General features: G+C 52.2%; 6 protein-coding genes. 5 read left to right on the top strand and 1 reads right to left on the bottom strand.

The genetic code is table 11. The features are described from left to right. Nucleotides 1-259, bottom strand: a 259-nt coding sequence (locus tag DWA01_RS23885; protein WP_136057746.1) for a transposase, incomplete at its 3' end; no start/stop codon positions are given. 196 nt (nt 260-455) lie between these two features. Here DWA01_RS23885 and DWA01_RS12550 point away from each other — a divergent pair. From DWA01_RS12550 to DWA01_RS12530, 5 genes are all read left to right on the top strand, one after another. After that, nucleotides 456-1133: a sulfotransferase family 2 domain-containing protein gene (locus DWA01_RS12550; RefSeq protein ID WP_114286177.1), complete on the top strand. Its 678-nt coding sequence runs from the start codon at nt 456-458 to the stop codon at nt 1131-1133. A gap of 271 nt (nt 1134-1404) precedes the next feature. Further along, a complete protein-coding gene (locus tag DWA01_RS12545) occupies nt 1405-2286 on the top strand; it encodes a glycosyltransferase family 8 protein (protein ID WP_136057745.1) in 882 nt (293 codons plus the stop codon). Beyond that, nucleotides 2247-3314 carry a polysaccharide pyruvyl transferase family protein gene (locus DWA01_RS12540; RefSeq protein ID WP_136057744.1) on the top strand — a complete coding sequence of 356 codons (1068 nt, stop codon included), beginning with the start codon at nt 2247-2249 and terminating at the stop codon, nt 3312-3314. The genes DWA01_RS12545 and DWA01_RS12540 overlap by 40 nt, the downstream gene beginning before the upstream one ends. Nucleotides 3315-3487: 173 nt before the next feature. After that, a complete protein-coding gene (locus tag DWA01_RS12535; protein WP_114286174.1) occupies nt 3488-4369 on the top strand; it encodes a hypothetical protein in 882 nt (293 codons plus the stop codon). 581 nt (nt 4370-4950) lie between these two features. Further along, a complete protein-coding gene (locus DWA01_RS12530; RefSeq protein WP_114286173.1) occupies nt 4951-5769 on the top strand; it encodes a cyclase family protein in 819 nt (272 codons plus the stop codon). Nucleotides 5770-6215: the final 446 nt, after the last annotated feature.

Here is a 6215-nt window from a genome sequence, read left to right as displayed (position 1 = left end):
CGAAGAAGATCGTCGCCTTTTTTAGGACCTCCCTCTCCTCGCGCAGAACCCGGTTTTCCTTGCGCAGGCGGGCGTTCTCTTTCTCTACATCTTCATGTGGGCCAGACATCAGGTCGTCGTTCTGGTGTTGTTGAACCCACTTGTTCAGGGTCGAAACGCCAACCCCCAAATCCGACGCAATCCGGGGTCGCGTCAGGCCGCTGGTCGTTGCAATGCGAACCGCGTCACGCTGGAATTCTTCGCTGTATCTTGGTGCCATTTCTTGTCTCCTTCATTGCGAATATCGCTCGAAAGAGACCGGAACTGAATCGGGACAAGACCAATCAGTGCGTACCTGTAAAAAGTCCGCGATCGCAGCGCACCATGCTAATTTCTTCCAGCACACCCACTTTCCAGTAGAGGTAAAGACCATCTGCCGATAACAATACCGTACCTTCCCAATCCTGGAATCATCCATGATCAGCCATAAGTACAAATGTATTTTCATCCATATCCCGAAATGTGCAGGTTCGAGTATCGAAGCCGCTTTGGGGCATCACGAAATGTTGGGCGCGGGAACACAACGGGGGATGCAGGACCACCGTACGCTTGGCGAGATCCAGCCACTTTCGCTGAACCTCCGGGAGTTCGATACGCGCACCGAGTTAAAAAGGCTGAGATGGCGTTTTAAAAAGCATTCAAATCCAGCCAATGGCCTTACTGTAAACAGCGAACAGTACCGGGACTATTTCAAATTCACATTTGTGCGAAACCCCTGGGCGAGATCATACTCCTGGTATCGCAATGTGATGAGAGACGAACGCAAGATTGCCAGGCATGGGATTACTGCTGACTGTACATTCAAAGAATATCTTCACCGCTTTGGAGGCACCGGTTACCTGAAGCCTCAGCTGTATTGGATCACGGACCGGCGGGGCAGGGCGGATCTGGATTTTACGGGTCGCTTCGAAACGCTTCAGCAGGATTTCCGGGCTGTTTGTGAACATCTTGGAATTCCGCAAATAGAGCTGCCGCATATCGTCAGCGGTGGCGGCAGTAACTATAAAGAAGCTTATAGTCCGGATATGAGAGAATGTGCCGCCAGAATTTTCAGCGAGGAAATTCGGGAATACGGCTATACATTTGATGACTAGTTGGGTTTCGCATCTACGGCTGACGCGACCCGCAGATGCGGACGTGAGCGCGCTGCACCTGGCGGGGAAGCCGGTGCCGGCCCGAACTCAATTCAGGTTTCGCGGATGTCATCCTGGCGACTTTGCGGCATGGACCTGATCGAAGGTTGCGATGATATTTGCGTAAGTCTGAAGCGGAGACAAGCACCCGGCTGGCGCACCCGCCCGCCGATCACAAGTCGAATTCGGTCGTTTCTAAAGACCGCTCAATTCAAGTGCCAGAGGTATTTTGTTGGAAAAAGTTCACGTTGCATATGTACTGGACAGTGGTTTTGCTGCCTGCACAATGGTGTCGTTGTATTCGCTGCTGACCGCGCGTCCAAAAGACATCCGCGTAACCTTGTTCCTCGTTGAGGACTGCGCCTATGTAGAGCGGGCACTGGAGCGTTTCACCGCGCTGTTTTCCGACGCTGAGCTGGAGTTGCGATACAGCGACGCAATGAAACGTATGGAAGGCGGGCGGGGCCATATTTCCGCCGCAACACTTGGGCGACTTCTGCTTCCCAATGAACTGGACGGCAAGGTGCTGTACCTGGACGGAGACACGCTGGTCCGCTCCGATGTTGGCCCCCTGTGGGACACCGACCTGGGTGGAAATTTGATAGCCGCGTCCCGTGATCCGCGTGTCTGGCGTTCCGTCTCCGCGCTTAATGACAGCGCGCTCTTCCGCTGGCGCAGACCGCACCGCCGTCGCCTAGAGCAACTTGGAAAAATCGAGGGCATCGACCCTTCCCAATATTTCAACGCAGGCGTCATCCTTTTCGACATGCCGTGTATACGCGACGCTGGTCTTGATACCGAAATGGCCGATTGGGAAGCTGCGACCCGGTTTCCTTCTCTCGACCAGGATCATCTGAACATAATATTCAAGGATCGGGTGGCGCTGGTTGATCCAACCTGGAATTCAATCTGGGGCAACGTGAAGACATCGTCCTGGCCGTTTTCCCAACCCGAAATCAGCACCTATGCACCTTCGCGTGACGATCCGTCGATCATACACTTCACCGGACCAATGAAACCCTGGCACAGCGGCAAGACGCGCAAAAACCTCAAAGAGCGGCGCTGGCAGGAAGAGTGGAAACATTTTGCGGAAACAATGCCAATCGGCCAATAACTGATATAGTGGCTGAGTGGACTTTTGTTCCTTCAACCACAGCTAACGCAGACGAGACCAATATGACTGACGACAAAATACGGCGCATCCACTTAATCGACACATCGGTTGCGTCGGACAATCTCGGCGATGAAATTATCGTTGAAAAAGCGCGTCATCACTTGATGCCGGTGATCGGGGACGCCTATATCAGCACGTCTTCGGGCCATGATGGCTTGGGACCGTTCGGGCGCCGGCTGGCTGCGGAAGCCGATCTCGTTCTGTTGCTTGGTACAAATGCACTCTCTGCCAGATACCGGGGCCGGAAATTTATCTGGCGGGTCAAAGCGCAGGATGTGACGGCGCTGCAGGGCAAGGTTGTTCTTGTTGGTGTTGGCGCGAACAGAGATTTTAAACGAGTGGCGTGGCGTCAGCGCTGGTTGATCAACCGGCTGTTGTCGCCAACTCACCGCCATTCCGTCCGGGACGATCTTGCGGCAAAGATACTTTCTCATTGTGGGCGGGAGGCGATAAATACCAGCTGTCCTACGCTGTGGGAATATCGCTCTTCGCAACCGGTGGTCCGGACATCGCCGGCGGATGATGTGTGTTTCACACTGACCGGCAACAAACCTGATACGTCTGACCGGCAAATGATCGATATTTTGCGACAGAGTTACAAACGGATCGCGTTTTGGCCTCAAATGCCAGGAGACCTCGGTTACCTGAAGTCCATAACGGGTCTTGAGGATATTCGCATCCTGGCGCCAAATCTGATAGCGTATGATGACTTCCTGTCGACGACCAATGCCGACGTTATCGGAACACGTCTTCATGGCGGCATAAGGGGCTTGTCCCATGGCTGCCGGATCGGCGTTGTTGCCATTGACAACCGCGCCCGCGATATCGGTTCTGGTGTCAACCTGCCAACGATTCCAAGGGCGGAGCTGGCCACAAGATTGCCGGATTTTATTGCCAGCCCACCCAAACTCCATCTCAATGTTAACGCTGAACCGATTGATAGGTTCCTGTCGCAGATTTCTCTTTAACTAATTATTAACTTTGCTACATTTGCCAGGTCGCCGGGGGGGGGAATCCTGAATTGAAATATGTTCATCTGTAGATATCTACAGATGAACATCGTTAAAAATCCTCAAGTGTTCCTGATCAGTTCGATGGCAGGTCAGGTTTGTTGTAAGTAATTTGTTGGAAGGAAGCGCTTGTGTTTGCGAACTTATTTGCAGGGAAAAAGACTGACAGCCGTCCGTCGTCGCTTGGACCGGAATACCCTGTGTTGCGCAAACATGTGCTGGCTCGTATCGCAGAACTGACGGTTGGAGACGCGCCCTTCTTCCACGCATATATCGAAAATATCCTTCCGGGCGAGTTTTATGAGCAGCTTCATCGCCAGATGCGGGACTTCAAAAAATCGGGTAAAATTCAGGACCGGAAACAAGACAACGCCGAATTTACCAATCAAAGATGCCGGCTTCCTGGTGCGCCGCAGCTTGTCATTCGGCAGTTTCGCGCGCTTTTCGAAGATGCGGAAATCAAGCGGGAATTGTTCAGGAAATTCTATGTGGCCCCGGATGAGGCAATGCTGCAGGATGTAGAAATTCATGAAAAAGAGTTCGAGTTTGTCTTTTGCAAACCTGACCGGTTTCAGAATATCCACGTCGATATCCCGCCGAAGTATATGTCTTTTGTTTTCTATCTCCCGAGCGAAACCTTGTCGCCGGAAGCTGAAGAAAAGAACGCAACTATCCTTTACGACAGATCTATGAAGCCAGTTTATGGTGCCCGTTTCCGTAAAAACTCGGTGTGTGTGTTTGTGCCGCATTTCTATTCATACCACGGCTTTTCGTCGACAATTGAACGTGATGTCATTGTGATGTTTTACGTCAACAAACGGGATATGAAGGAATGGCGGAAAGTCCGGCATGATAAAGCAGACGTGCCAAAATTTGATGCAGTGCTCGATTTGATTGAGAGCAAGGTGCGGCGAAACCCGTTGATCGAATATGGTGACGACCCAAGTCGGATTGAGGAAGAACGGGCTGCGTGCCAGATCAATGCGCCGCTGGGGCGCGTTCTTCTTGACTGACATGCGCTTAATCGTTCCACTTGGACTTTAATCGATGATTTCTGGTGTCGAGCTGTATCTGCTGTTGAGAAAACATGCTGCCCTTACATGCCCTTCGGCAGATTTTTATGACCCAGACGGCGGCTATATCCGCAACTTCGCAGTTGGTATGCAGGACCTTAGCGACTGATGCGGCGAAGGTCCGCTCCGAGCACTTAGCAGACCTAAGAAGGTTGGTTCTTTTGCGGCTTCGGGGGGATTGACGGCACTCGTTGCGGTTGTGGGGACTGTTATCCGGCTCCTTGAAGTCTGGAATCCATCCACGGAATAATACACTCCGCCAATTTCGCATCTCCCGAGGAATGTGATACTTTGTTTACTTCGAGTGGACAAATGTGAAGTTTGCTACGGCGATGCCGATGGTAGCGCCCTTGGTACCGAAGATGCCCGCAAAGAATGCCAGAATACTGCTGGCTGTGGCAAGAATGATAATAACACCATCGGCTCTGGTCCCGTGAACTGCAAGCACAGCGACACAAGACTATTCGATTTGAAGTACGGACCACCTGAAATTGCAGGCGCAACATTTGGAGGAAAGTATCATGTGCCATCACTGCGTGATGAAAAGCGTTAAAAATAGGATGCTTTCGCGAAGACATTTCCTGAAGGCAGCGCCGGCGGTTACTGCAGCCGCAGTAATTGGAGCTGGAACTGGCCAGGTTAGTCTGGCTGCTGGCGCAAAGCGAATAGTAGATATGACTTACGTAATTGACGAAGCCTTTCCAACATGGTTTGGCCCTCCAGGCATTAAGATTTCTCAGGCGGCAAAATTCGAGGAGAGTGGCTTCAACGCCTTCAATCTTGAGATTTTTGAGCATACCGGCACTCATGTCGATGCTCCGCTTCATTTTTCAGCCGACGGGCAGTCGGTAGAAGAAATCCCTGTCGAAAGCCTGGTGTGCCCGCTTTGTGTCATAGACATTCGGGAGAAAGCGGAGGCAAATGATGAAGCCCAAGTCACTCCAGACGATTTAAGGGCGTGGATTTCCAAGCACGGTGAAATTCCCAACGGCGCGTGTATTGCAATGAATTCCGGATGGCAAAAGCACGTCACTACCCCAAAATTCGCAGGTTTCAACGATGCTGGCGTTCGACACTATCCGGGCTTTCATGTTGAGGCAGCCAAAATGTTGATTGAGGAAACTGGTTCGGTCGCAATTGCCACTGACTCACTCTCGCTCGATATCGGCTCGACACAGACCTTCGACACGCACTACGCTTGGTTGCCCACAAACCGCTACGGCATTGAAAACATAGCCAACCTCGACAATGTGCCCGCTGCTGGCGCAACTCTCTTTGTAGGAGCCCCAACCCACAGAGGCGGTTCTGGAGGGCCTGCCCGAATCCTTGCAATGGTCTGAGAAGGAAACACGATTTCGGATCAGGCCCACTGCGTTCGGGGTTGTTGTTGTTATTTGTCTAACTGACTTATTCATATATTCGAGCTCGGCTGGCCACGATTGAAAATCGAATGCCCCTGCCAATTTAGCAGGGGCAGTGTCATCGTTCTTGTCTGCGCCGCTTCGCCTGCTTACAGGCGCATAGCTGCCGTTGATGCTGACCGCAGCGAACTTCCGCTCTTCGCCCTTCGCGCCGAGATGTGCCTGGTGCAGCAATCGGACCACTTCCCTCTGCCACCACTGTCTAGAACGGCCCTTTGCAGGCATTCGTGGACTGCGCAGTGAAGGTCCGCTCTGAGCCCCTATTTCCAATTGCTGCACAATGGGCGCATGTGTGAGTTTTGGTTAAGTGTTGGAAAGGCCGCATTGGGACCAGCCTTGGGCTTTGGTTTCGGCATCCTTGCATT

The organism is Candidatus Halocynthiibacter alkanivorans (assembly GCF_003333265.1).
Lineage (GTDB): Bacteria > Pseudomonadota > Alphaproteobacteria > Rhodobacterales > Rhodobacteraceae > Halocyntiibacter_A > Halocyntiibacter_A alkanivorans.
Note: the sequence above shows the minus strand (reverse complement) of the source record. Positions and strands in the feature narration are given on the sequence as shown.

Coding starts and splice junctions, on each gene's coding strand:
- DWA01_RS12550 (WP_114286177.1), top strand. CDS start 456: ATGATCAGCCATAAGTACAAATGTATTTTCATCCATATCCCGAAATGT.
- DWA01_RS12530 (WP_114286173.1), top strand. CDS start 4,951: ATGTGCCATCACTGCGTGATGAAAAGCGTTAAAAATAGGATGCTTTCG.